Source organism: Acinetobacter sp. AOR34_HL, assembly GCF_027854795.1.
GTDB lineage: Bacteria > Pseudomonadota > Gammaproteobacteria > Pseudomonadales > Moraxellaceae > Acinetobacter > Acinetobacter junii.
In genome coordinates this window covers 47,879-70,948 of record NZ_JAKTID010000028.1, presented here as the reverse complement: position 1 = coordinate 70,948, position 23,070 = coordinate 47,879, and the positions used below count along the sequence as shown (strand labels likewise).

General features: G+C 38.0%; 34 protein-coding genes. 22 read left to right on the top strand and 12 right to left on the bottom strand.

What is annotated here, in order from left to right:
* Nucleotides 1-13: 13 nt before the first annotated feature.
* Nucleotides 14-661 (top strand): hypothetical protein, encoded by a 648-nt coding sequence (locus MKL32_RS03940; RefSeq protein ID WP_270900242.1) that lies wholly within the window; start codon nucleotides 14-16, stop codon nucleotides 659-661.
* A 6-nt stretch (nucleotides 662-667) separates the two neighbouring features.
* On the opposite strand, the gene MKL32_RS03935 is transcribed toward MKL32_RS03940, so the two are convergent.
* The 9 genes from MKL32_RS03935 to MKL32_RS03895 form a co-directional block, all read right to left on the bottom strand.
* Nucleotides 668-967, bottom strand: a complete 300-nt coding sequence (locus MKL32_RS03935) for a hypothetical protein (RefSeq protein ID WP_270900241.1) — start codon at nucleotides 965-967, stop codon at nucleotides 668-670.
* Between the two features lie 89 nt (nucleotides 968-1,056).
* Entirely contained in the window at nucleotides 1,057-1,278 is a 222-nt protein-coding gene (locus MKL32_RS03930; protein ID WP_270900240.1) for a helix-turn-helix domain-containing protein, read from the bottom strand.
* Nucleotides 1,271-2,758 (bottom strand): 3'-5' exonuclease, encoded by a 1,488-nt coding sequence (locus MKL32_RS03925; protein ID WP_270900239.1) that lies wholly within the window; start codon nucleotides 2,756-2,758, stop codon nucleotides 1,271-1,273. Before MKL32_RS03925 ends, MKL32_RS03930 begins: the two co-directional genes overlap by 8 nt.
* Nucleotides 2,759-2,829: 71 nt before the next feature.
* Nucleotides 2,830-3,849: a RecT family recombinase gene (locus tag MKL32_RS03920; protein WP_270900238.1), complete on the bottom strand. Its 1,020-nt coding sequence runs from the start codon at nucleotides 3,847-3,849 to the stop codon at nucleotides 2,830-2,832.
* A gap of 11 nt (nucleotides 3,850-3,860) precedes the next feature.
* Nucleotides 3,861-4,838 carry a YqaJ viral recombinase family nuclease gene (locus MKL32_RS03915; RefSeq protein ID WP_125318294.1) on the bottom strand — a complete coding sequence of 326 codons (978 nt, stop codon included), beginning with the start codon at nucleotides 4,836-4,838 and terminating at the stop codon, nucleotides 3,861-3,863.
* A gap of 13 nt (nucleotides 4,839-4,851) precedes the next feature.
* The gene (locus tag MKL32_RS03910) at nucleotides 4,852-5,127 is read right to left on the bottom strand and encodes a hypothetical protein (protein WP_125318295.1); all 276 of its coding nucleotides are present in this window, start codon (nucleotides 5,125-5,127) and stop codon (nucleotides 4,852-4,854) included.
* 3 nt (nucleotides 5,128-5,130) lie between these two features.
* Nucleotides 5,131-5,646, bottom strand: coding sequence for a hypothetical protein (locus tag MKL32_RS03905; RefSeq protein ID WP_125318296.1), 516 nt, complete (start codon nucleotides 5,644-5,646; stop codon nucleotides 5,131-5,133).
* A gap of 92 nt (nucleotides 5,647-5,738) precedes the next feature.
* A complete protein-coding gene (locus tag MKL32_RS03900) occupies nucleotides 5,739-6,611 on the bottom strand; it encodes a DUF2303 family protein (protein WP_270900237.1) in 873 nt (290 codons plus the stop codon).
* Between the two features lie 62 nt (nucleotides 6,612-6,673).
* Nucleotides 6,674-7,048, bottom strand: coding sequence for a hypothetical protein (locus MKL32_RS03895; RefSeq protein ID WP_270900236.1), 375 nt, complete (start codon nucleotides 7,046-7,048; stop codon nucleotides 6,674-6,676).
* A gap of 170 nt (nucleotides 7,049-7,218) precedes the next feature.
* On the opposite strand from MKL32_RS03895, the gene MKL32_RS03890 reads away from it, so the two are divergent.
* Nucleotides 7,219-7,410, top strand: a complete 192-nt coding sequence (locus MKL32_RS03890; RefSeq protein ID WP_270900235.1) for a hypothetical protein — start codon at nucleotides 7,219-7,221, stop codon at nucleotides 7,408-7,410.
* Here the strand turns inward: MKL32_RS03890 and MKL32_RS03885 are convergent.
* Together MKL32_RS03885 and MKL32_RS03880 are read right to left on the bottom strand one after the other, a co-directional pair.
* Nucleotides 7,394-7,681 carry a hypothetical protein gene (locus MKL32_RS03885; protein ID WP_270900234.1) on the bottom strand — a complete coding sequence of 96 codons (288 nt, stop codon included), beginning with the start codon at nucleotides 7,679-7,681 and terminating at the stop codon, nucleotides 7,394-7,396. The two genes, MKL32_RS03890 and MKL32_RS03885, sit on opposite strands and share 17 nt — an antisense overlap.
* A gap of 51 nt (nucleotides 7,682-7,732) precedes the next feature.
* Nucleotides 7,733-8,401, bottom strand: a complete 669-nt coding sequence (locus MKL32_RS03880; RefSeq protein WP_270900233.1) for a LexA family protein — start codon at nucleotides 8,399-8,401, stop codon at nucleotides 7,733-7,735.
* A gap of 104 nt (nucleotides 8,402-8,505) precedes the next feature.
* On the opposite strand from MKL32_RS03880, the gene MKL32_RS03875 reads away from it, so the two are divergent.
* The 10 genes from MKL32_RS03875 to MKL32_RS03830 all read left to right on the top strand — a co-directional run bounded on the left by MKL32_RS03875 (nucleotide 8,506) and on the right by MKL32_RS03830 (nucleotide 14,128).
* The gene (locus tag MKL32_RS03875) at nucleotides 8,506-8,694 is read left to right on the top strand and encodes a hypothetical protein (RefSeq protein WP_270900232.1); all 189 of its coding nucleotides are present in this window, start codon (nucleotides 8,506-8,508) and stop codon (nucleotides 8,692-8,694) included.
* A 12-nt stretch (nucleotides 8,695-8,706) separates the two neighbouring features.
* Complete coding sequence (locus MKL32_RS03870) at nucleotides 8,707-8,982, top strand: hypothetical protein (protein ID WP_212386783.1); 276 nt, start codon at nucleotides 8,707-8,709, stop codon at nucleotides 8,980-8,982.
* A 48-nt stretch (nucleotides 8,983-9,030) separates the two neighbouring features.
* Complete coding sequence (locus tag MKL32_RS03865) at nucleotides 9,031-9,231, top strand: hypothetical protein (protein ID WP_270900231.1); 201 nt, start codon at nucleotides 9,031-9,033, stop codon at nucleotides 9,229-9,231.
* A complete protein-coding gene (locus tag MKL32_RS03860) occupies nucleotides 9,228-10,655 on the top strand; it encodes a DNA cytosine methyltransferase (RefSeq protein WP_270900230.1) in 1,428 nt (475 codons plus the stop codon). The genes MKL32_RS03865 and MKL32_RS03860 overlap by 4 nt, the downstream gene beginning before the upstream one ends.
* A complete protein-coding gene (locus MKL32_RS03855) occupies nucleotides 10,652-11,641 on the top strand; it encodes a DUF1376 domain-containing protein (protein ID WP_270900229.1) in 990 nt (329 codons plus the stop codon). The genes MKL32_RS03860 and MKL32_RS03855 overlap by 4 nt, the downstream gene beginning before the upstream one ends.
* On the top strand, nucleotides 11,638-12,381 hold the full coding sequence (locus tag MKL32_RS03850) for an ATP-binding protein (RefSeq protein WP_270900228.1): 744 nt from the start codon (nucleotides 11,638-11,640) through the stop codon (nucleotides 12,379-12,381). Before MKL32_RS03855 ends, MKL32_RS03850 begins: the two co-directional genes overlap by 4 nt.
* Nucleotides 12,378-12,785 carry a DUF1064 domain-containing protein gene (locus MKL32_RS03845; protein ID WP_270900227.1) on the top strand — a complete coding sequence of 136 codons (408 nt, stop codon included), beginning with the start codon at nucleotides 12,378-12,380 and terminating at the stop codon, nucleotides 12,783-12,785. The genes MKL32_RS03850 and MKL32_RS03845 overlap by 4 nt, the downstream gene beginning before the upstream one ends.
* Nucleotides 12,786-12,788: 3 nt before the next feature.
* Nucleotides 12,789-13,229: a hypothetical protein gene (locus MKL32_RS03840; RefSeq protein WP_270900226.1), complete on the top strand. Its 441-nt coding sequence runs from the start codon at nucleotides 12,789-12,791 to the stop codon at nucleotides 13,227-13,229.
* 185 nt (nucleotides 13,230-13,414) lie between these two features.
* Nucleotides 13,415-13,732: a hypothetical protein gene (locus tag MKL32_RS03835; protein WP_270900225.1), complete on the top strand. Its 318-nt coding sequence runs from the start codon at nucleotides 13,415-13,417 to the stop codon at nucleotides 13,730-13,732.
* A gap of 165 nt (nucleotides 13,733-13,897) precedes the next feature.
* Nucleotides 13,898-14,128: a hypothetical protein gene (locus tag MKL32_RS03830; protein WP_270900224.1), complete on the top strand. Its 231-nt coding sequence runs from the start codon at nucleotides 13,898-13,900 to the stop codon at nucleotides 14,126-14,128.
* Nucleotides 14,129-14,370: 242 nt separating this feature from the next.
* On the opposite strand, the gene MKL32_RS03825 is transcribed toward MKL32_RS03830, so the two are convergent.
* Entirely contained in the window at nucleotides 14,371-14,547 is a 177-nt protein-coding gene (locus MKL32_RS03825; RefSeq protein WP_234857198.1) for a hypothetical protein, read from the bottom strand.
* Between the two features lie 354 nt (nucleotides 14,548-14,901).
* Between MKL32_RS03825 and MKL32_RS03820 the strand changes: the two genes are divergently transcribed.
* The 10 genes from MKL32_RS03820 to MKL32_RS03775 all read left to right on the top strand — a co-directional run bounded on the left by MKL32_RS03820 (nucleotide 14,902) and on the right by MKL32_RS03775 (nucleotide 23,067).
* Nucleotides 14,902-15,111 carry a hypothetical protein gene (locus tag MKL32_RS03820; RefSeq protein ID WP_270900223.1) on the top strand — a complete coding sequence of 70 codons (210 nt, stop codon included), beginning with the start codon at nucleotides 14,902-14,904 and terminating at the stop codon, nucleotides 15,109-15,111.
* A gap of 41 nt (nucleotides 15,112-15,152) precedes the next feature.
* Entirely contained in the window at nucleotides 15,153-15,587 is a 435-nt protein-coding gene (locus MKL32_RS03815; RefSeq protein ID WP_270900222.1) for a hypothetical protein, read from the top strand.
* Entirely contained in the window at nucleotides 15,556-16,197 is a 642-nt protein-coding gene (locus tag MKL32_RS03810; RefSeq protein WP_270900221.1) for a putative metallopeptidase, read from the top strand. The genes MKL32_RS03815 and MKL32_RS03810 overlap by 32 nt, the downstream gene beginning before the upstream one ends.
* A 58-nt stretch (nucleotides 16,198-16,255) precedes the next feature.
* Nucleotides 16,256-16,732, top strand: a complete 477-nt coding sequence (locus tag MKL32_RS03805; RefSeq protein WP_270900220.1) for a DUF2280 domain-containing protein — start codon at nucleotides 16,256-16,258, stop codon at nucleotides 16,730-16,732.
* The gene (terL, locus tag MKL32_RS03800; RefSeq protein WP_270900219.1) at nucleotides 16,710-18,269 is read left to right on the top strand and encodes a phage terminase large subunit; all 1,560 of its coding nucleotides are present in this window, start codon (nucleotides 16,710-16,712) and stop codon (nucleotides 18,267-18,269) included. Before MKL32_RS03805 ends, terL begins: the two co-directional genes overlap by 23 nt.
* Nucleotides 18,270-18,272: 3 nt before the next feature.
* Nucleotides 18,273-19,751: a phage portal protein family protein gene (locus MKL32_RS03795; RefSeq protein ID WP_270900218.1), complete on the top strand. Its 1,479-nt coding sequence runs from the start codon at nucleotides 18,273-18,275 to the stop codon at nucleotides 19,749-19,751.
* Nucleotides 19,752-19,821: 70 nt separating this feature from the next.
* Nucleotides 19,822-20,421 (top strand): hypothetical protein, encoded by a 600-nt coding sequence (locus MKL32_RS03790; protein ID WP_270900217.1) that lies wholly within the window; start codon nucleotides 19,822-19,824, stop codon nucleotides 20,419-20,421.
* A gap of 35 nt (nucleotides 20,422-20,456) precedes the next feature.
* Complete coding sequence (locus MKL32_RS03785) at nucleotides 20,457-21,662, top strand: phage head morphogenesis protein (RefSeq protein WP_270900216.1); 1,206 nt, start codon at nucleotides 20,457-20,459, stop codon at nucleotides 21,660-21,662.
* 55 nt (nucleotides 21,663-21,717) lie between these two features.
* Nucleotides 21,718-22,689, top strand: a complete 972-nt coding sequence (locus tag MKL32_RS03780) for a hypothetical protein (RefSeq protein WP_270900215.1) — start codon at nucleotides 21,718-21,720, stop codon at nucleotides 22,687-22,689.
* Between the two features lie 3 nt (nucleotides 22,690-22,692).
* The gene (locus tag MKL32_RS03775) at nucleotides 22,693-23,067 is read left to right on the top strand and encodes a hypothetical protein (RefSeq protein ID WP_151769292.1); all 375 of its coding nucleotides are present in this window, start codon (nucleotides 22,693-22,695) and stop codon (nucleotides 23,065-23,067) included.
* Nucleotides 23,068-23,070: the final 3 nt, after the last annotated feature.

Sequence of the window (23,070 nt, the reverse complement as noted above, 5' to 3'; positions counted from 1 at the left end):
TGGGGCATTTTTAATGAAAAAAATAAATATATTTGAGTTATTGTCAATTGGAATGATTATTTTAATTGGGTGTTTTATTTTTTCTTTTGCCGCGAAAGAAATGTTTAAAATTGATGCTGACTTTTTGTCAGCTGCAGCAACTTTTTTCGCTGGAGTTGTGGCAATTAAACTGTTCAATGATTGGCGAGCACAATATAGAACGGAATTACTTGAAAGATTAAAAGATAGATTTAACAGTCTGTTGATCCAATTAGAAGATAAGTATACTGAATTAGAAGATATTGTTTATGACAAAAAACATAAATTTAATGATCCCAGTGTTTTTTATGAAGTATTAGATAAAGTCAGTAATTTTCGTCTTTTAATTGAGAATTTCCAAGACGAATTGGATTTTTATCTTAGAATTTATATTGAATTCGACTTAAACAACTATAAGGAAATAGAATCACCTAGAGTGATGCTGGATGGTTTACGTGAAATACTTCTTGGGATAAGTTTAAGTAATAATCACAATGGTGATAATTTAGAATATTTAGAAAAGTTGCATGAATATATTGAAACTAGACATGCTTCAAACAAGATCGTTGATTATAAGATTGATCTTTGTCGTGATTTACACCTTGTAATTATTGATATGATAACTGATAAAAAAGGGCATTAAGCCCTTTTAATTTTTGCGTCTAGCCCCACGTTTTGATTTATGGCGATTATCCAGTAGCGGGATAATCTCATGTGGATCATAAGAGTATTTACCACCTGAACCTTTATTGAAGGGTTTCAAAAATTCAATCACCGTGGTTCGCGCCATCTCATAGCGTTCCATTACCCATTTAGTATCAACTCGATGTGGTAATTCTTCTGATTTAAGTTCTAACACTTTACCTACTTGAGGGATGATGTCTTGTAAATGAACCTTAGGCGGTTTTTCTGATTCAACTACAATAATATATTTTTGCATAATGCCCATATTCCACCTTTTGTCGCAATGTCCTCTTGAAGCAATCACATGGGTCAACAATACGATTGCTTCAGTAGGACATTGCTAATTAAATTTTCTTAAGCATTAAATAAATTGTGTGCTTTCAATCGTTGGCGCAAGGTGCCGCGATTGATGCCCAACAATTCCGCAGCCTTGGTTTGATTACCACGTGTTTTAATCAATGTTTGTTCCAGTAAAGGCTTTTCTAACAGGGCCATTACTTTAGAATGAACATTTGAAGTTTCTGACTCTAGTACATCTTTGATCTGCTCTATGGAAACGATTGTCGATTTATGCATTTGCTTTAGCTCCTGAATTGATAATTTTGAAAAGAGGGTTTAATGCAGTGATATCCAATTGCTTTTTTGCACGAGTTGCAGCTACATAAAGAAGACGAGCTTCATCATCTGTTAAAGGTTTTTCACCTTCAGACATGGATTCTTTGTAAAAGAAATCACCACCCAATTTGACTTTATTGAATTCAAGTCCTTTTGATTTGTGGGCCGTTGTGATGACACAGTCATAGTCATTTGAGTTACTTTTGAACAATGCTTCAATCAGAGCATTTTCTCCAACTTTCTCAATTAAACTAACAAGTGGTTTCAGATCACTATTAGAAACTTCATGTGTGTATTCGAGTACTTCTTCCCAAGAACTAAATCCCTCAAAAGCACTACCATCATTGACTCGAATACCTTCTTTAATTTTCTTAGCATCTTCGATGTTTTTGATCAAAGTTCCTGTATCCACTTCGAGTCTTGGCTCACGCCCTAACTTTATTAACTCAACCATATGAGAAAGAGCAGCTGAATTAGTGCGGAAGATAAAAGCATCTGCAATGTTGTCGTGAATTTCACACACGCTTGAGTCGATCTGATCAAATCCACGTAAAGGGATATTCTCATCAAGCACGTTAAATAAAATGTTGTTTGCAAGATCCGCAATTTCTTGACCAAAACGGAATGATTGACTCAAACGAGTTTCAGCAATATCTAATGACTGCATCGCATTTACAGCACCACGAAACGCATAGATTTGTTGGTGACGGTCTCCTACATAAATGACCTGAGCACGCTGATTATTCAGAACATTCAACATGATTGGATCAGCATCTTGCGCTTCATCAAACAGAATAAAATCTGTGTTGATAACTGGTTTGCTTAATGCCCAATACTTCAAATAATGGTCATGTTCTAAACGGTTCACACCATGGGGATTTAAAATATCCATCCAGTAATCATGAGCCTTAGGCAGTAATATATTTGCTAGTTCAGCGCGATAAGTGTCATCCATCCAATCAGGCAGGGCTGCATAAACTTGAGACAATTGAATCTCGTTGTAATTTGAACGGCAGAAATATCCAATTGAATTGATTAATGCTGTCGCCATTCGTTTTGAGCTGAAAAGACGTTTTGTATCATCTTCACCGCGCTGTTTAATCAAAGCCACTGGCACTTGGTATGATTCGAGGTCATGTCTTGATGCAATTTGGTTAGAAATCAAACGACGATTTTTTAATTTAGCAGTAAACCAACGAGGTACAGAGTTGTAAGCCAAGCTGTGAAACGTCTTACATTGAACGTTACGATTGAATTTTGATTGAGCTTCTGTTGCGATAGCTTTATTAAATGCCAGGTACATACCTGACTGATAGCTTTTAGCATTTCCAATCAATTTGAGCGTAGAAGTTTTACCAGCACCAGCGTATGCAGTAACCTTGCAAGATGTACCATTTGTAGCCATTTGAATGGCTTCTTTTTGTTCAATAGTAGGATTCATGAATGAATTTCCCTAAGCACCCTTAAAAAGAAAGGCGCTTGTATAAAAATTAATAGAAGAAAGTAGGGAGGTTATTCGGTTAATTCAGCCGTTTTACGCTCAAAAAGATTGCTGACAGCATCGATCTGCGTATCAGTCAAGAATGATGTATTTGGCTCAAATTGCTTTTCCATGATCGAGTTGATAGCTTCAATTGAAGTTGCCATTTCTAAATCATCAATTAACTGCAGAAAGAATTTCTTATTCTTGTATGCAGTTTTAATATCAGTTTCTGCTGGTTCACCTAAATTTGTAGGGAAAGTCTGAGCTAGGGCTTTTAGGTCATCTAGATTCGCAGCTTCATTAATTTGATTAATCAAACCATTCACATCAAAATCGGGTGCCATATCAATAACTGTTTCTTTGGTTTGTGTACGTTCAGCCATTTGTTCCTTCAAACCTTTTGCACCTTGATGTTTTTTTACTGTTGATTGAATAGGGGTAACATCAAGTTCTTCACGTTCAATAACTTCATCGGGTGTATAAACACCTAGAATCACATCTGGACAATATAAGCGTGCCCAACGTTTTGTTGCTAAATAGGCAATTTGCTGGCGTGGGTCAGCAGCCCAAAGTGGAGAATTTCTTACAGGGCCGACTTGAGCCATGCTAATGTCAATAACACGTGCATCTGTCTCACCGCGCAAGGTTGCTGATACTCGTACACCTAGATTAGGTGATTTATCTTCCTTACCGTTTACCTTAGACCAATCACCATACCATTCAAAATGCAGTCTCTCTTTAACAGGAGCGCGGGCAGTAATTACAGCATTTACTAACTGAGCTTCGTAGCCAAGTGTGCCATTCACTAAGTGAGTTTTTTGAGCTACTGCGTATGGGTTCATTCCCCATTGCATTGCTTGCATGATAATTGCCATACAATCACCTTCATTTCCTTGTAAATGTTTAGGTGTTGTAATCTTACTTGTAGCCATTCGAGCAGCCATGTTCTCAATACGAACCATAACTGTTTCATTCATCATAATGTCTAGTGCTGACATTACGGATTGTTGGCTTTCGAGATTTTGATGGATTTGAGCTACTGTATTCATGATAAAATTCCTTAAATAGTTTCTTTAAATTTGGTCGAAATACGAAAAACACGTGTGCTAGATGTTTTGCAGTATTTCTCGAATAATTTGGGTTCTTCTTTTTTCAACAACGTGCTATCAATACGTGTAGAAGATTGTTCTTTGTAGGTGAATAAGGTTTTGCCTTGGCTAATCATCATTTCAGCGTCTTGCATCGTAGATACAATTTTTAATTTGATTTCATCTTCACGTGCTTTATCAGCCTTTTGGCGATTTTGAACAGTGACAAGCTCTTCACCTAATTTGATTTGTTCGAAGTTTGCTTCAACCTGTTTACCCACTACATGCTTCGACCAGCGATGCAAAACATCATCAAAACAAGTCGGGTCAGGCGGTACATCTGCAATCACATGGTTAAACCAAAACGATTTAACTTGCTCGAAAATGGATTGAATTAAATCTTCATCACGCTCAATGCGATACATGCGAAACTTATTTCCACCAATTAGCACAGCTAAGTGAATGATTTGACATCCAGTAATCATCAAATACCAAAGACACTGTGTAAGGTAATAATCTGGAACTTGATCTGATCCTTCTTCACCGAACAATTTGCTCATGTACTCACTTGCAGTTTTACATTCAAGCAGTTGATCGGTAGTTAGAGCACCATCTTTAAAACGTACATTTCCAGAGATTTCAGGATTAATGACAGCTCTGTCAATATTGCCTATGGCCCAAGGATGATCTTCAAGAAATAATTGCTGAGTAACTCGCTGTACTTTTAGCCCTGCACGTCGAGAAAACTCTTTTGCAACCACATCTTCAAGAAGATGACCAAAGTGAGCAGATTCATTTTGTGCTTTCTTCTCGCTGCGACCAGTTTTATCCAACCATAACTGGTACGGAGACTTATAAGGGCTGAAACCTAAAATCGCTGCGACATCTGAACCACCGATACCTTTTTTGCGGTTTTCTAGGAATTGTTCATGTTTAACTTGTGTATTCATGATAATTGATCCCTTAAAATAGTAAGCCAGTTTCAAGCTGAAAAATCAGATGGTTCAAAGAAGTATTAACATTTGGATCTAATCCTGGATGCTTGCGATTAATAGCTTCAACTAAACTCTTTTTAGCTAAATCAACGCTCTCAACTGATCCTTTTTCACGCTCTGTAACCATTGCATCAGCCTGTTTGTAAGACATTTCTGCAATCAGCTCTCTATCTTTTGCGCCATCCGCAATAAATCCTTGCATGGCAGCCATTGCAAATTGGTCATGAAGATTGATATTACTCACTGTTCATCCTCCCAACTTTTCATCAATTGCTTTTATGAGAGCATTGTTGATATTTGCTATCTCATAGCGGTCAATGTAGGCGTTAATTACGAAGCCATCCTTGTCATGGATCGTTTTAGGTTCCAAGCGCATGATGTCGATTTCACGCCATGAAACATAACCATTTCCATTTTTTATACTGTTGTAATCAAACACCACTTCAATTGAAAACTGTTCATCGTCAGTCCAAATAATTGCTGTGCAATCTAGTGTGCAATCGTTATAACGACCCAAATCCAAATCAGTAACTTTGTAAGTTGGTGAGACGATAGAAACTGGTTCGGGTTCAAAATTTGTTTCAGCAAAACGCACAGAAGCAAGCGCAATTCCCATGCTTACTGCAAGTACAAAAAATCCACCGATAATCAAGACACCAACATCCAAGGCTGGATGGTTCTTAATCCAGTTAAAATTACTAATGTTGATTTTCTTAATCCTTTTACTGTCAGTGAATTGACTAACTACAATCTCTTGTTCCATAATGACCCCGTTAGCTTTTAAGTTAATAACCTTAGTTAGCCCCGTCCTTGACCAAAATTTCGGGGCTTTCTTATGCTTAAAATTTAGAAAAATTAGACTGAACCTTCCAAGATCGTTACGTATTCAGGCACACCTGGTAACTCAACTTTTAGGTCATCTTTTAAGATGGTTTTACCGTTACGGATGTAATCAACAGTATCTTCCATTGATTTCTCAATCGCTTTTTCAAGCTGATCTAAGTCATACCAGAACGTGATAGCACCATCTTTGATGCGATATCGGAAACGGGCAGGAAGGGCATAGTGCTCACCACCACGATGTACTTGAATACCGAAAACGATTTGTTCAGGGATAGTCAGATTGCCTGCTGTGCCTGCACGTGCTTCGATAGTTTCGTTGTATTGAAGTTGAACCTGACCGTTGTCAGTACGAATTCCTGATTTAAAATCAACGTTGGTTTTGGCATTGAGGGTTTGAACTATTTCATATAGTTCAGCAGCAGCTGGTTGATTGATGTAAGGCATTACATCTTCAAGGAACAACGCGAACTGAGTCTGAGTGAATTTTTCACCTGAATTGGCTTCAATCTTTTTAAACTCAGAAGTTTTTTCTACAACAAAATTTGCTACATGCTTTCCGTGGCGTGGAGTTGCTACAACACCATCATCAGATTTATCTTCAACTTCATGGTAATCAAGTACGGCTTTTAAACGACCACCAAGCACATTAACAAAGATGATTGAGTCGCGATCTGCAAAACGGTCAACGTATTTAATGAAGTCTTTTGCTGTATCTAGTTTTACAGATTGCTCAAGCTGTAAAGGACGTTCCAGCACTTCTTCAAATGTATGAACACGACCATTTTCAGGAATCACAATGAATGGTAATTCCTTAGTGTGCTGCAATGAAGTTTGACCAAGTGTGTAAGCATTTTGGCATTCACTTGAATTATTAGCTTCGCTCATTTTTTAATAACCTATTTAAGAATGATAAATTTTTAAAAACAAAAACTCTCTAAGCTAATGAATTAACTTAATTGTTTAATTACTGGTTTTGAGTTATCAGTCGGAATCTGTTTTAGTTCAGTTGGAGCTGAATCAATATGTTCTAACTGCAATTTTTGTTGGCGTGGATCTTCACGTACAAGTTGTTGATCACGGTCAGTGAACAGAACAGTAGGTTCTTTATCGAATTTAGGAAGCGTAGACTTCACATCATCAATGATTTTATAGACACCATTACCGTTTGGTTTAATGGTTAGCTTCACGGTGATTGTGCTTTGTTTACCTGTGTCTTGTGTTGCTTGAAGCGCTTCAGTCAAAAGTTCGTCCAGTTCTTCAATTGTGCTACCACGTTGAAGATTTGAAAGCGTTTGACTGAATGAAGTGTTTTTAGCTGGCATAGCATTCACCTAACATTTTCAGTTTTGTTGTTGGTGAATAAAATATTAACTATGGTTAATTAACTAGTCAAGAGGAAAGTTAACTAATGTTAATCTTTTCGTTAACTATGATTTATGTTTTAATAGCCATAAGAAAACCCATCACAAGGATGGGCTAAGAGGAGTTTTTTATGGACACCATAAAAGAAATTGCGATAATCCCAAAAGGTACTCATGTCAGTATAATGGGCTGTCGAGTAACATTAGCTGAAGACACTAAGGTTGAGTCAAATCAAGCTAATTTAGATCACATTTTAAATGAACAATCTAAATTTGATAATGGAATAGGTGTTATTGGGGAGATGCCTAGTTCCCAACATTAGTAGCTTTTTGCAGCCAATCAGGAACAATATCAGGCAAATTTATACACGACCAATCCCTAATATCTAACTTCAAAACAAGTATAGAATCATCATTGTCTGAATAACCTTGTAAAGTAATTCGTATCTGTGGTGCAGTTAAGCTTGACTGAATCACATATTGGGATAATGTGCATTTTATACAACGATTAGTAGAAACCTTTCTAATGCCTTCCGCAAACTTTTCATAATCTTTCTTTTTATTTAAGTCGTAAGTTACCGTATAAAAAGCCATCTTATTCTCCGCCCGATCTGTTGTCATGACTGTGTCGGGTTCACAGTTTTATTAACTTTTTCTAACTCTTTTAGGGCGTGAACCACCTAGTGGTCTAAATGCATCAATCACCAAACCCACGAGTTCCATACCTTCTTCAAATTCAATTATGTTTGGTTGAAAATTAGGGTTAAGCGCTTGTAAATATTTTCTATCGTCGCTTTCGATCACAAGTTTCTTGAACGTCGCATCCGAATTACTACGCACGACCACAAGGTCTTCAGAAATTAAATCACACACCTGAAAGCTTGGATTAACAAGAATGTAATCTCCATCAACATAAGTAGGAGCATTGCTAACACCAACGACTCTTAAATAAAAACAGCCGTCTGGATCATCTGCACTCAATGGTGGCAACCATTCATTTATATTTTTAGGATCTATAGCCTCAACTGATGTCATTGTACCTGCCTGCACCCAAGATAATACTGGGATTAGTTTCGAACTAACTGGAGCAATATTGTTATCAAGTTTTTGTTCGTATTTGCCGCCATACAATAACCAATCATCACTAACACCTAAGAATCTAGCTATTACTTTTAGGTTGTCTGCGGTTGGAACACTAACACCATCCACCCACTTTTTTACGGCTACAGGCGACTTTTTAGTAGCCCTAGCTAAATCCGCTGCTCTTAGATTTTTTTCTTCAAGTTTTTGCTTAATGCGAGCATGTAAAGACATAACAAATATTCCAAAAACATTAACTAATGTTAATACGTGGTATTGAAACTATGGTTAACAGGTGATAAATTTGCTTTATTAACTATAGTTAATTCGGTGTAACCATGAAGATTAGTGATTTGATGAATTATCACGACTGTAAAAATCGGAAAGAGTTATCTAAAAAAATTGGATATTCGACTGTGACTCTTTGGAAATGGGAGCACCAAGGAATCCCATTGACAACTCAAGCCGTTTTACAGGTTAAAACCAAAGGCAAATTAAAAGCCGATTTACAAGCAATTAGTGCCTAAAGGGACAAAAGTATGAGCCTTGAAAAAAAATCTACGCATGTGCGTTTGTCTCCTGAGAACCATGAACGTGCAAAAGTTCTCGCTGAAATTAAGGGAAAAGACCTTGCTCAATATCTTGCATATCTTCTTGAAAAAGAAATAGCAGGTGAGTGGCATGTCCTTAATTTACAAGCAAAATCGTTCGAGCGCTTGGGATTAGGCGCTTTGATGCGGGACTTGTCTACAGAAGTGAGCTTTCAAGAGGGATTTGAAGGGATTCAAGGGAATTTAAGCAAAGAAAAAGCCTGATGTAGAAGATCAGGCTTAGTTGTTCATTAACCAGGAAGATTAAATCACATGAATAATTTAACAGAACATAAGTGCAAGGGCAAATGCCCTGAGTTTAAAGAAGAACAGTGTAATCACTGTTTAGTAGGTATTGATATGGGCGATGACACTTATCTTGAAAATCGTATTTCAGGTCACTGCAAAGTGATTGAAAGCGATGAAGCTGTGCATCTTTCACGTGCATTGAAAGCACAAGGGGAAGTGTCGTGAATTTAGTACTATTACCTAATGAATTGATCATTGATAACTTTGCAGGTGGTGGTACCAGTACAGGGCTTGAAGCTGCTTTTGGTCGTCCTGTGGATGTAGCTATTAATCATGATCCTAAAGCATTGGCTATGCATCGGGCAAACCATCCTGATACTAAGCATTATTGTGAATCTGTTTGGGATGTAGATCCAATAGAAGTAACTCAAAATCAGCCTGTCGGATTGGTTTGGTTGTCACCTGACTGTAAACATTTTTCAAAAGCCAAAGGCTCTAAGCCTGTTGAAAAAAGAATACGAGGGCTTGCTTGGATTGCACTTCGTTGGGCTGATTTAACACGCCCAAGAGTTATCATGCTTGAGAATGTGGAAGAGTTTAAAACTTGGGGAAGACTTGGTGAGGATGGGAAACCATGCCCTAAACATCGAGGTGAAACGTTTCGTAGTTTTGTTAAAGCACTTCGTTATCAAGGTTATCAAGTTGAATGGCGTGAATTGCGTGCATGTGATTACGGTTCTCCAACAACTAGAAAACGTTTCTTTTTAATAGCACGTAGAGATGGTTTGCCAATCGTATGGCCAAAACAAACGCATGCTGATCCAAAATCAGATGCTGTTTTAAAAGGTAAATTAAAAGCTTGGCGCACCGCAGCGGAATGTATTGATTGGACTCTATCTTGTCCTAGCATTTTTACTCGATCAAAACCACTTGCTGACACTACCTTGCGTCGTATTGCAACAGGGACAATGCGTTATGTGGTTAATAATCAAGATCCTTTTCTAATTCCTGTATCTACTGAAAATAGATTTTCTTTGGTTGCACCTGTATTGACTGAATGTGCAAATGCATCAAGTCCACGTTGCATGCCAGCCAATGAGCCACTACGCACTATAACAACTGTCAAAGGTGGTCATCATGCACTTGTATCAGCCTTTTTAGCCAAAAATTATACAGGAGTTGTTGGTAGTGAATTATCTAATCCTATTCATACAATTACTTCAAAAGATCATCATAGCGTAGTAGCTAGCCAACTAGTTAAATCAGGCAACCAAGGTAAAAGTCACTCTGCTGATGTTCATGCATTTCTTACAGCTTTCTATGGTAATGAGCGAGACGGCAACAGCATTGATAATCCGTTGCGTACTATTCCTACACGTGATCGTTTTGGTCTTGTCACGATTGAAGGACAACAGTATGAAATTGCAGATATTGGCTTTCGTATGTTGCAACCACATGAATTGTTCAAAGCACAAGGCTTTCCTGATAACTACATCTTTAGTTATGGCATAGATGAGCGTGGCAATACAGTAAAGCTCACTAAGACAGAACAAACACGTATGGTGGGTAATTCTGTTTGCCCACAGCTTTCAGAAGCATTGGTTCGTGCGAACTTCGCCCATGAAAAAATATATCAGGGGGTGGCATGAGCAATCAAAAAATTTCACTGACACCAATCGAATGTGATGTTTCAAATTTTCCATTTATGCCACTCGATATTGATCGTCTTTTGAATTCTGAAACATGGATTCTTGGTGACGATTCAGAAAAAGTTGCAAGCTTGACACTCTGGTTGAAAAGCTGGTCGCAAATACCTGCTGCAAGCATTCCAAACAACGACAAGATGCTTGCACATTTATCAGGTATGGGTAGCAAGTGGAAAAAAGTAAAAGAGCACGCTTTACGTGGATGGGTTGATGGTGGTGATGGCCGTTTGTACCATCATGTTGTAGCTGAGAAAGCATTAGAAGCTTGGATTGAAAAGCTTGCAAATGCTATATCAGGCGCACAAGGTAATGCAAAACGATGGAGTATTCAGATAGATACTTCTGAGTTAGAAAGTCAGCTACGCGATGCAGTTTACCGATTAAAAAGTATCGCACCGCAATCCAAAGCGTTAACCAAGAAGATCGCCAAAATTGTAGAGTCGGGATCGCCTAGCGAATCGGGGGGCGATAGCGACACGAATCGTCAGGGGATCGCAATAGATAAGAATAGAATAGATAAGAATAGATTAGATAATAATACACACTCAAAAAGCACGAGTGAGAACTCGCTCGAAGCCGACTTGAATCTCTGGAAACCAACACTTGATCAAATCAATGCTTGGCGTCAAAGAGCATTTTTACAAACAACCACTCAAGAAGAATTTGACCAAACCATGGTTACGTTCTTGCCACACTACGCACCACAAATCAGATCAGGTCGATTACTTGAAAACCAGGTGTTCTCGAAATACATCGCTTGGATTAAGCGTGATAACACCAATGACAAGCCTAAGACTGGCACACGGTCGAAGCCTGCTGATAAAAACAAACCAACAGGTTTAAACGTCAATCAAGCATGGGAGGGTGAGCCATCGTCTGATGATCGTCCATTCCACGGAACTGTAGTAATTCCAGAGGGCTTACGATGAACGCATTAGTCAATCTTGAAAACGGTTTTAACTTCGTGGATCAAATTTGTGAAATTCACCAAATCAACATGGTCAAAGCAGGACCTCATCATATTTGCCCAGAGTGTGCTGTAGCTGATTTAAATAAATCAAAATTGGGTGAACAGGCACGTGTTGATCGTATGGTTCGCCAAAAACATTTGGAAGGCGCAATGATTCCTGAACGTCATAGTGAATCAGCTTTTACGAATTACGTGACTAAAACACAAGGGCAAGCCAACACACTTAGTCAATGCATCGAGTATGCACAAGCTTTACTGGCAGGGAAAAAATCAAATTTTATTTTGGTCGGTTCAACTGGTACAGGTAAGACACATCTTGCATGTGCAACTGCTAAAACTCTACTCAAAAACGGTTTGTTTGTCCGCTACATCACAAGTGAGGAATTAGCTCAACGAGTGATGAATGCATGGGACAAGGACACGAAAGACCAATCTGAAGAGTCTGTGATTTATGAGATTTGCCAATACGATTTGTTGATTCTTGATGAATATGGATTGCATGACCGTGATAAGCGTTTAGAAATCATTCACAAGGTTTTGACTAAGCGATACGACTGTAAAAAACCTACGATGCTGATTTCAAATTTCACATTGAAGCAACTGCAAATTGATCTAGGTGACCGATTATGGTCACGCTTTCAACACGATGGTTTATCAATTGTTGAGTGCAAATGGGCTGATGCGCGGGTGAATGCATGACATCAATGAGCCTTGAGCGTTACAGAGCATTATTCCCGCAAGAGGCTAAAGCTAAAGCGGGACGTAACAAGTTCAACGCTCAGAAGATTGAACTAGATGGAATGACATTCGACAGCAAGAAAGAACTCAAGCGGTACATCGAGCTTAAAGCAATGCAACAAAGGGGCGAAATCTTCGGTTTAGAACATCACACTAAATTCGAACTCGCACCCAAAACCAAACTTGAGGGAGAGAAAAGGGCAAAACCTGCATTACGTTATTTTGCAGATTTCACTTACTACAACACCCAAGGTGAATACATTGTCGAAGATGTGAAGTCAGCAGCAACGAGAAAGTTAGCGAGCTATCGCAATAAAAAACATTTAATGAAAACGGTTTTTAATATTGATGTACGAGAGGTTTGATTGATGAATGCTATCGCTAAAAACAAAGTAATGGACTGGTCTAAATTCACAATAGAAGATTGGCTAAAACAATATGGTGCATATATTCAAACTTGTCGTATGAAAAGTGGAAATGCACCAGATGACCTTGGTGTAAATCAAATTTATTGGTTGATCAGATCTAATGATGACAGGCAATCTAATAATAAAAATGTAGTTATCTGTGTCATTTCAGATTTTGAAGCAGAACAGGTTAGAAAGCTTATTAAAGAAGTTTCGGATAGCAATACAATCTGTAATTCAGCTAAGGCAGCAGTGGGCTTATTTGTAGAAAAGAATGTAAGAGGAATGTCATTGAGACAAATGGCAATAGAGTTTTGTTTGGGGAAAACGTCATTAGATCAAATGATATTTGCAGGTAAATATTATCTAAATGGTCATGATAAAAGATTGCGTTTAGAGTAGTGCTTGCATGTACGGACAGGATATGACATATTTGTGATATGGTGGACGAAGTTATGGTCAATCACCAAAGTTTAAAGCTCGCATTTGCGGGCTTTTTTATTGATCTACATCGCGTCATATCTCTATGTCCATACTTGCGATTTCGGGTATATTAATTAACCATATTAATCATAAAAGGAATCAGAATGAATTATGAAAAGTTAGAAGAACTTTATGAAAGTTTCTTAGCACATGAAAAATTCAGCGATATTGAAAAAAATGCTGAACAAGTACTACAAAATCCTAAATTAGATGAAGAAAATAGAAAGGCAGGCAACTGGGAATATAATTTCTATTTTTGGGGTAATTATCTTCCAAGGCCCATAAGTGGAATCTTGCATACACATAAGCGATATTCAATCGAAATGTTGGGAAAGAGAGTTGATCTAGATTCCTCAAATGCTCCAAATTTTCGCGATAAAGAAAATTATCTCAAATGGTTAGAAACGCAAATTAATAATTAGAGCAAAAAATTAAAATAGAAGGTTTTGCTGTGCCTCTCTAAAAATTGTTGATACTAAACTTTCCTAACTGATTACAGCGTATGAAGCTCTGCTGAAACACATGTTATTGGCGGGGCTTTTATTTTATGTGTTAAGGTGTGATACATAAATTTTGGGGTTGTTAAGATGTTCATTTGTATTGGCGGTGATTTGGATGGTGAAGTAGTCACTGGTCGTGAAGGGACATACTTTGAAGCAAGCACAATAGATTCATGCAAAAATTCTACATACAATCGCCAAAGCTATATTATTGGTGAAAATACTTATCGGTTTTGGCTTTGTGCTGAATTATCGTATGCGGTGACTACAAAAATAGCCAATAATTACTTGGCTCAGAAATACGAATATCTTTCTTGATTTTGTAATTGATAATAAAAGTCTTTCGATAAGACGGCAATGTTGAAATACCAATTAAAAAAGCCCCTCATATCTGAGAGACTAGTTATATCAATTTTCTGGTATGAATGGCTGCAATTTCTTAAATAACTAAACAAATTAAATTGATAAAGGTAGTTAGTAGAATAATAAATTAGTGCACTAATTTATTCTTTAGAGTAACAGAACCTTAAAACTGAATCTAAGGCGCTGTTAATAAGAAATTATTTGTTATTAGGATCTGGTAGGTCATTAATTTCAGGCAGATCCTGTGCTGTTCCTGAAGCTTGTGAAGGTTGTGTATCTTTTGGAATTGCTACTTCCGAGTGTTCATTGATTTGAGCTTTAATAATATTGGCTTGAGTTGTTATATTTTTTGAAAAACTTTTGAAACCTGACATTTTTATCTTCTTAACTTCACTTTGGAGATCTCATAGTACGCTTTTATGACCGTTACACTACGGTAGTTTTAAGATGTATATGTGTTGATATGTCCTGATAATTGAGTTTTTTTCGATGAATTGTTTCGTAAATAAAATCAATTATATATAACATCTTGAGTGCTATACCTTTAATGCCTAAAGTGAACAGTCCTAATTTCAAGTGGGGGTACATAAAGCACACATAAATATTTTAAATTTAAAGAATTTTTATTTTATTTTATGAAAAAAATGCACGTATCTTCACTCTAAAAAATATTGATAGTTTTAATGTACTAATAAGCATAATATGAATGATTAAATTGGAGCATATTAATGCTAAAAGATATAACAATTATTGATTTCCAAGGTAAAGAAAGACGAGCGCAGGCAAGATATACAGAAGTAAATACTTCAAGAATCAATCAATCAGCAAGAGTTCAAAGTCCCAAAGTTGAATATATTTTGGTAAAAGGTGAATTTATTTACCCAACATTAGATTTGGTTTTCAATAGTTCCGATGGCAACAGCTATTATATAGAGTAAAACATGACCCACTTCGGTGGGTTTTTTAATGGGTGAGATTTATGGAGTTAGCTAAATATTTCGAACTCACTAAGAAGCGCGAACTTAAAAACAAGCCACGAAACACGCCGTTGCCAAAAGCCAAACAAAACTATTTAGAAGCTTTTGAAACATTAAAAGAAGAATTACAGGATCTAGTGATCGGCTTTGAAAGTAAATTCCAACCGATTCACACTAAACATTGGCGTTTTGATTTCCATATCGTGAAATTGCGTTTACTTATTGAGATTGAGGGTGGTCCTTGGTCTGGTGGGCGTGGTGGCAAGCTATCAAACAAAGCTTGGAGCTTGGATAGATATGACCAAGTTGAGGATCTAGGCTTTAAAATTGAACGTTTACATCCCGATTCTATTTTATCTGGTTATGCAATTCATTGGATTAAAGGTCTATTAGAGAGAATTGAAAATGAATCAAATAAGACCATTTCCACCGACTGAACTAATAGATCAGGCTGAACAAGAAGAAGCTTTGCGCTTGGCACCTGCACCTGATTTAAAGGAATGGGTAGTTGCTAATTATCTAACAGTTGATGCTGAGCTATACAATCCTGATCATGACCATATCGCAGAGTTGCTACACGACAATGAAGAATTTCTAGCGTTTGCTTGGGCATCACAGGCTTGTACCGTTAAAAAACAAATGGTGTTAGGTCAGTGTGAAAAGGTCATGTTCAATGTCGGTGGTTGGCGTAAGGCACGACAGGAACAACAGATGCGAGACTGGTTTGGATTTGTACCTGTTTACTTGATTACCATCGATGCAAGCTTTTGCGAACAAACTTCAGATCGAGAGTTTTGTGCTTTGATCGAGCATGAGCTTTATCATATCGGTGTAGAGCGTGATGCTGATGGTGAGATTATCTATAGTGATAATACTGGGTTACCAAAACACTATTTAGCTGGCCACGACGTAGAAGAATTCATAGGCGTAGTCAAACGACATGGGGCAAGTGAAAACGTTAAGCGACTCGTAGAGGTGGCAAAGCAAGCGCCGTTTGTATCTGATCTAAGCATCACCCGATGTTGCGGGACATGCATAATAAGTTGAGCCAGTTGGCTCTTTTTTTTGGCTATTTAGGTTGACGTAGGTTGACAGGATTGAGGATATGGCGGCACTAAAAAAAGAGGTAAAACTCTTTATAGTTCGCTCACTTGCCGTATTTAATACACCCACTGAAACTGCTGAACTCGTCAACCAAGAATACGGCGTAAAAGTAACTAAGCAGCAATGTGAAAAATACGACCCAACGAAACGAGCAGGTGAGAATCTTAGTGAAGAACTAAGAATTGATTTTGAAAAGACTCGTGAAATGTTTTTGGGTAAGCCTGAGGCAATTCCAATTGCGAATTTAGCAGTGCGTCTACAACGTTATGAAAACCAATATCAAAAGCATAGTAAAAATCGGGTGGCAGCACTAAGCATTCTTAAACAAGCTGCAGAGGATATGGGTGGAAAGTACACCAATAAGACTGAATTTACTGGTGCCAATGGTGAGCCTCTTAACCCTGAGCATGTTACACATGTTGTAGCAACACCTGAACAGATAAGGCAAGCAATGGATGAACTCGAAAGTAAATACTAGCTTTCTTGATATGCAGTTAGAGAAAGAACGCTGTGAGAAAGAGCATTTATTCTTTACACGGCGTTTTTTCTTGCCGCGAATGGGTTTTAAGTTTTCGGTCAACTGGCATCATGAATATATTGCAGACAAGATTGATCAAGTCATATCTGGAAAAGTTAAAAACCTAGTCATTAACGTTCCACCAGGTTCAGGGAAAACTGAATTACTGACTAATTTAATTGCACGTGGACTAGCACGAAATGCTCGATCACGGTTTTTGTATTTGTCATTTTCACAGTCATTGGTTGAGGACGTATCTGCCACGGCGCGAAACATTGTCAAATCAGTAGATTTCCAAAGTCTGTGGCCAGTCAAAATATCAACCAGTACAGATGCTAAATCTAGTTGGAAAACTACCGTTGATGGTTACGATGCTGGGCATGTTTATTCTGCTTCAATGGGTGGACAAGTTACAGGTCGTCGTGCAGGTACATTGGCGAATGAGGGCTTTACAGGCGCTATCATTCTTGATGACCCACTAAAGCCTGAGGATGCTTTTAGTAAATCGGCTCGTAAGAAAGCCAATCGTAAGATCCTGAACACGGTCAACTCACGTAAAGCCAAGTCAGATACACCTATTATTTTGATAATGCAGCGCTTACACGTTGAAGATCCAACTAATTTTGTGATGACAGGCAACGTACCTGGTGAATGGGAACAGATCAGCATTCCTGCTTTGATTGACGATGATTATATAGATCAATTGCCTGAGCATATACGTTGTAAAGTTCCACGAGATGTAGAGCGTGATCAATATGGTCGTCAAAGTTATTGGCCACTTAAAGAATCACTAGAATCTTTATTACAGCTTGAGAAGGGTGGTGAAGATAAAGATGGTGCAACAGTATCTCGATATACATTTGCAAGCCAGTACATGCAAAACCCTAAAAAGCTTGGTGGTGATCTAATCAAAACCGAGTGGTTCGGAAGATATAAAGAACTACCTCCATTGCAATGGCGAGCAATTTATGTAGACACGGCACAGAAGGTTAAGACTCATAATGATTACACTGTATTTCTACTGGTTGGCTTAGGTGTGGATGGCAAGATCTACATCATTGATTTGTTACGTGGCAAATGGGAAGCACCTGAGATGAACAGGCAGGCCAAGGCATTCATTGATAAGCATAAGGCTTATACATATGAAACAAGGCCTATTCGCTGGATGAATGTCGAAGATAAAGCACATGGTACACAGTTGATTCAGAACCTTGGTACCTATGCTGGTGTTCCTTGTATCGCAATTCAACGTGGTACAGACAAACTCACTCGCTTCATGGATGTTCAAGTCCATTTAGAACATGACTATGAAAACAATCCTCATGATCGATTGGTGATGTTACCGATTGGTAAGTCATGGGTGGCAGCATTCATTGAAGAGTGTGAAGCATTCACGGCGGATATGACACATGATCATGATGACCAAGTGGACACATTGATTGATGCAATCGAAGAGGCAACCGTTAAACAGAACTATGAGCCTCCAATGGGTGGTTAAGATATGGCTAAGAAAGAAAAAACTAAGAAAACTAATAACCCTCAGTCAGCAACGGCTGGGGGTTATTTGTATACACAGCAAGCTGAACAGGCGTTTATCAAGTTTCTTACAAGGATGCCTGATATTGATGAAGTACTTAGAAAAGCTGGTGTTTCTCGTAATCGACTAAGCATTTTGATGTATGACGATGAGATCTATCAATGTGTAGAGAAGCGTCAAGATAAACTTGAAAGTGCTCCATTTCGCTTAGAACCAAATAACACAGTTGCTTCAAAGATTCTTTCAGATGAATTACGAAAATGGTGGTCAGAACTTACTTTAGGTACTCAAAATGCTCGTTGGTATGGCTATTCAGTAATTGAGGCCGTTTATAACCAAAATGCCGTACATTTTGAAGGTCAAACGATAACACCTTATATTGGTTGGAATTGGGTGGGTGTTAAGCCAATGCAGTGGTTTGAGCCAAAAAATGATGGACGTTTGATTCTTGGTCAAAACTATAATGATCAGCATAGAGACATAGAGTGTGATCAAAAACTGAAGTACTTTTTAACACAGTGTAAACCTACTTTTGAGAACCCTTATGGGGAAGCACTATTTAGCCGTCTATATTGGTTGCACTTCTTTAAGAATGGCACATACAAGATGTGGGCTAAATATGTAGAGCGCTTCGGTAATCCATTGTTAGTTGGGAAATCTACAAAGGGTGTTAAAGAAATGCTCACAGCATTACTGAATGCCCATGCTCAATCAGTCCTGTCAATAAATGCTGATGAGTCGGTTGAGTCTATTACGAGCAATCAAAACGGTTCAACAGCCTTTGAGTCATTCGATAAGAAGATCGAGCGTAGTATTCAAAAGGTTATATTGGGTCAAACCCTTACTAGTAGTACCGATGGCCAAGGTAGCAGGGCTTTAGGGGAAGTTCATTTAGAAGTGCAGAACAACAAAGTTCAAGCTGATATTCGAATGATAACCTCGACAATCCAAGCCATGATTGATGCTCTTTGTTTTATGAATGGCTGGGATCGACATCTAATTGTAATTGGTGACGAGAAATCACTTAACACTGATAAAGCAGATAGAGATCAAAAGCTAAAAAATGCAGGTGCAAATTTAACTTCTCAGTACTTTAAACGCGAGTATGGCTTGCAAGATGGTGATGTGGCTGAATCTCAGAATGGGCTGCCTTTGCCTCAATTTAAAGCTTTGCCAAATCGAGCGTTTAGCTTTGCTGCAGATGTTAAAAAACTTAGTCCTGATCAACAGGAAGTTGAAGAGCTTACTGATGGTCAAGGTCCTTTACGATTGCTAGATCAAAAACGAATAGCAGAACTTGTGCAACTAAGTGAATCACCAGAGGAACTTGCATTTAATTTGCAAAAGTTAATTCCTGACGCATCAAAATCTGAGTTTACAGTAAATTTGGAAAGGGCGTTGTATGCAGGAGATGTTCTTGGGTATGTCAGTTCAAGTTCATAATATTGAATTTTACTAATAGGTCTATAAAATCATTACTACTTTTTAATAATTACAATTGTTTGGGGTAGTAATGAGTGACTTTCTTATAAAATTGATTGAGATATTTCTGAATAGAAAAGATAAATTTAAAAAGGCAGATGAAAGATATGCAAGAAGGGTCGAATTTTTTGAAAAAGTGAAGTCTTTAAAAGAGGATAATGATTTATCTGAGGAAGCTAGAAGAGCACTTTTAGATTCAGCCGCACAAAAGTTAACTGGTAGCCCAAGAGTAACGTATGAAGTCGTTGATTATTATATAAGGAATAAGGAATTCATAAATTTTGAAGTAATTGCACCTTCAGTTTGGTTCTGGGATGAATCAATTAAGAAATCATATGATTCAGAAAGTAAATTAATTAACATTGAATTGGACCAGCACGGATATAAAAAGGAAAAGAGATATCTTGGATTTTCAGTATTTGTAATGTTCCTTATAACAGTATATTTCCTATTGTTAGGTCATAAGATGATTAATTTTCTTGCTGGCAGTTTTTATGTGAGCAAAAGTATCTTAGGTCCATTCTTTTTATTAATACCATTTATGTTTTTTGGCTTCATGATATTCATGGGCGTCTTATATATGTCACATAATGAATTGCCCGAACTTTTAGTTAAAAAGAAAGTTAATTAATGCAGCCAACTGGCTGCTTTTTTTTGGAAAGAAAAATGCAACCAGTTACTTTTCTTGAAGCTTTGAGATACGCCAAGCTTAAAAAAATCGTATTGCCTGATGAGTTCTATTCTTTAGATCTACGCACCAGACAATATGCAAGCACAGTTAGTTTTTTAACAAGCCTTGAGCAGATCAATACTGTGATGAAGGCAGTAAATAAATCTATTGCTGATGGTTCTATATTTAGTGATTTTCAGAAACTTGTAGCTGAAAGTGAAATCATTTTACCTGAATCATATTTAGATAATGTTTTTCGAACCAACATCCAGTCAGCATATGCACATGGACGTTGGCAGCAACAACAGCAAAATAAAGCTGTAAGACCTTATCTGATGTACTCTGCAATTGATGACCGCCGTGTAAGGCCTAGTCATTTGGAAATGAATCGGATCATTCGTCATATTGATGATCCTTTCTGGTTGATTTGGTATCCACCAAATGGATTTAGATGTCGTTGCACCGTTATAGCATTAACCGAAGCACAAGCTTTGAAGTACGGAATCACTTCAGACGAAGATTTACCTCAGATTGCTGTTGATTTAGGTTGGTCAACTAATCCTGCTAATTTTGGTGATTTATCTGAATTGGTGGATCAAAAGATTGCTGATTCAATATTGGATAAATCATTCTTACTTGATCAAAAGCAAGTAATTCAAGCGGAATGGATAGCAAGTGACAAATTGAAAAGTTTACTGGCACCAATGAATGACAAAAGTCGTGACCTTTTTGAAACTATTACTAAAACAGTAATTCCACTGGACCCGACTATCAGGCCCAGCGCAATTAAGACATTACTTGATTATGTGATGGGTAATGATCAAGCACTAACGTCATATCTGAGTAATCAACCAATTAGTTTGGCTGAGGATGTGTTACGTCGTTGGATAGAAACGGATATGGCACAGATTCAAGCTGTAGCATCGAATACGGCTAAAGTTGTTTCAGGTGGCTCATCTTTAAATTACGTTGCTTCATTTCAGGTTGGGCAAACTCTTACTCTGGATTCCCCGTTAATGTTGGTCGCATCCAATACAGATGTTGTCATTAAAGTGGAGAATGCAAAAGGTTTGGGCATTGATCTGGAAAAGCTTAACGCTGGACAAGGGGTGTTGTTTGAATTAGGTCTTTCATTTGAAGTTGTATCGATCACAACAGAGAAAGGAAAGCTAGTTTACACACTCAAAGCCCTAGTAAATTAAATTTATAAATCTTAAAAGCCGTCCATTTTGGACGGTTTTTTTATGGAGCGTAAAAATGCCAGACTTAAATGAAGAACGGCTGAAGTACTTGTTTAACACACCGGCCATTGAAGTGCCTCATGCCGAAGAAGGAAAAAAACGGACATTCAAAGGTACTGCATACAGTGGTGGACGTGTTGATGGGCATTGGTACTGGGGCCGTACTGGAGTGGTTTTTGACCTAAACGGTATCGAGATTGATTCACCAACCGCATTGCTTGAAGAGCATTTTGGATCAAGCCGGATTGGAGTAGTCAAAAAGGTTGATACCAACGGCAAGATCGATGTTGAGGGGCACTTTTTAACAAACGATCGTGCAAAGGAAGTTGTTCAGGACTCTGACGATGAGTTTCCTTTTCAAATGTCGATGTATATCGATCCAGGATCAGTTGAAGAGGTGAACACAGGACAAACAGTCATTGTGAATGGTCAATCATTCACTGGTCCTATAGCAGTTTTCCGTAATAACCGTATTCGTGAATTCACGATCTGTTCTACAGGCGCTGATCGGAATACATCAATAAAAGCTTTCTCAAGCAAAGCAAATTCAAATCAACAACCAGTAGGGAGCACAGATGTGACCGAACTAGAACAACTGAAGGCTGATAATCAGAAGCTTACAACCGAGCGAGATAATGCAGTAAATGAACTGAAGAAGTTCAAAGCTGACAAACGAACCTCTGATATTTCAGCTCTTGAAACTGAATTGAAAACGCAATTCAGCGCTGAAGATAAAACAGCCTATACCACTATGGATGATGCAACATTTGCATTTGCAGCGAAGCAACTTCGTCAATTCTCAGTTGGTGGGCAAAGTGGCCAACCTGCACAACAACCAGCACCAGCGAACCAGCCGAATCCAGCATTAGCACATTTATTTACTCATCAAGCAAATGGTGGTGCACAGGGCCAAGGCAATAGTGGCAATCAAGAACATCAATTCTCTGCAGGTGCTAAAGCATTTGCAGCTCAAAACAAGGGGAATTAATCCATGGGATCAACAATTATTCCAACAATTACCCGTAGCACCCGCCCATTAATTCTGGACGTAGAAAAGCTACGCCGTGCAAATGCATTACCAACTACTGCTACTGCCTATAAAACTGGCGATCTGTTGACGCTCTCAAATGGCAATGTACTAACTCATGCTGCAGATGCATCAACTTGGGATGTTATCTGTGGGCAGGATATTACTGCGGCTCAAGCAACACAAATGGCTGCTGATGGTGTGGAATTGCCGATTTATTACGGTGGTGTATTTAGCGTTGAAGCGGTTTCAATTAGCGGAACGTTACTATTGGAAAATCAATATTCAGCAGCACGTGCTAAAGCAACCAAAAACAAAATCGAATTATCAAAGGTGTAATAA